Origin of the sequence: Microbacterium sp. (assembly GCF_011620715.1) — a bacterium.
Taxonomy (GTDB): domain Bacteria; phylum Actinomycetota; class Actinomycetes; order Actinomycetales; family Microbacteriaceae; genus Microbacterium.
Genome location: NZ_WOYP01000030.1, coordinates 39519 through 40795, shown reverse-complemented (window position 1 = coordinate 40795; position 1277 = coordinate 39519). Strand labels below are relative to the sequence as shown.

Genomic DNA, 1277 nt, shown 5'->3' with positions numbered 1-1277 from the left:
GCTGCGTCCGTGAGCTGCTGCGTCCGTGAGCTGCTGCGTCCGTGAGCCGCTGACTCCGCCGGGGCGTCTCGGCTCTGTGCGAAGTGCGAGAATGGAGAAATGGCCGCACAGCCGAACACCCCCGACGAACCGCAGGCTCCGGCATCCGGTTTCGACGACGACCTCGAGCCGATTTCCGTCGTCGAGGAGCACATCGAGACAGTCCGGGTGCGCCGCTCGCCCAAGTACTCGGTGTTCCTGGGCGGGGGCGCGGCCCTCGGCGTGGTGGTCGCGATGATCCTGACCTTCACGTTCAGCGGCACCGGCAGCACGAGCCCCAACACCGGACTCGTGTACTCGTCCGGCCAGGTCTTCGGCTTTCTGCTGCTGATCTGCATCACGGTCGGCGTGGTGGTCGGCGGCGTCGTGGCGCTGCTGCTGGACCGCGCTCTCGCCAAGCGCACCCGCGACGTGATCGTCGACCGCGAGAGCGTGCGCGTCGAGGACTGAGCGCCCGCTTCAGGCGAGTTCGGCGATGATCGGGTGGATCGCCGAGTCGAAAGCGGCTACGTCTCCGCGCAGCCCGTCGGTCACCGCGATCGTGAGCGAGCCGATCCACCACACGCCACGCTGCGTCAGCGGCAGCACTTGGACGTTCAGCTCGAACGAATGCGCCCGCCGGCCGACCTGACGCTCGTGCTCGGCGATCGCGCTGGCGTACGCCCGGTATGAGACGCCGGGCTTGGCCGCGGAATCCTTGCGGTAGCGCTCGTGCGCCGACTGGGAGAATGCCAGCGCTTCACCTCCGTAGGGCATGATCGCAGCCTTAAGCGCGTCCGATCCCTGGGAGGGCAGTGCGACGAGCGTCGCGAACCCGTCGACCAGTTCGAGCGGCACCGGCGACGGATGCGCGGTCGGCTCGACGGTCATCGCCCAGTACTCGCGCCACTGCCGCTCGAGCAGCGACTGCGCCTCCGCGGCGCGGTCGTTGACACGCGGGGGTATGCCGCGCAGATGCGGCAGCTCATCGGGGGAGCGGATGCCGAGCACCTGGCGCAGGTAGAGGGCCAGCAGGACGGGCTGACTCGCGTCTTCGCGGATCAGCCATTCCGGAGCCCCCGTGCCGCCCATGCCGTCCAGTGTACGGTGGGCCTCGCCGCCCGTCCGCGCTGATCGTCGGTGCCGGCCGGCTCGGTCGATGCTCGCAACCTGCGACGGGATGCCGCACCCCTTCTCACCGCGCCCGCACCGCGCCTGCACCGCGCCTGCACCGCGCCTGCACCGCGCCCGCACCGCGC

At 70.3% G+C, this 1277-nt stretch carries 2 protein-coding genes; one reads left to right on the top strand and one right to left on the bottom strand.

Features of this window, described 5'->3' with window-relative positions:
- Window positions 1-99: 99 nt before the first annotated feature.
- Complete coding sequence (locus tag QZV84_RS03325; RefSeq protein ID WP_292825268.1) at window positions 100-489, top strand: potassium transporter Trk; 390 nt, start codon at window positions 100-102, stop codon at window positions 487-489.
- A 9-nt stretch (window positions 490-498) separates the two neighbouring features.
- Here QZV84_RS03325 and QZV84_RS03320 read toward each other — a convergent pair whose 3' ends face one another.
- Window positions 499-1110: a zinc-binding alcohol dehydrogenase gene (locus QZV84_RS03320; protein ID WP_292825264.1), complete on the bottom strand. Its 612-nt coding sequence runs from the start codon at window positions 1108-1110 to the stop codon at window positions 499-501.
- Window positions 1111-1277 lie beyond the last annotated feature (167 nt).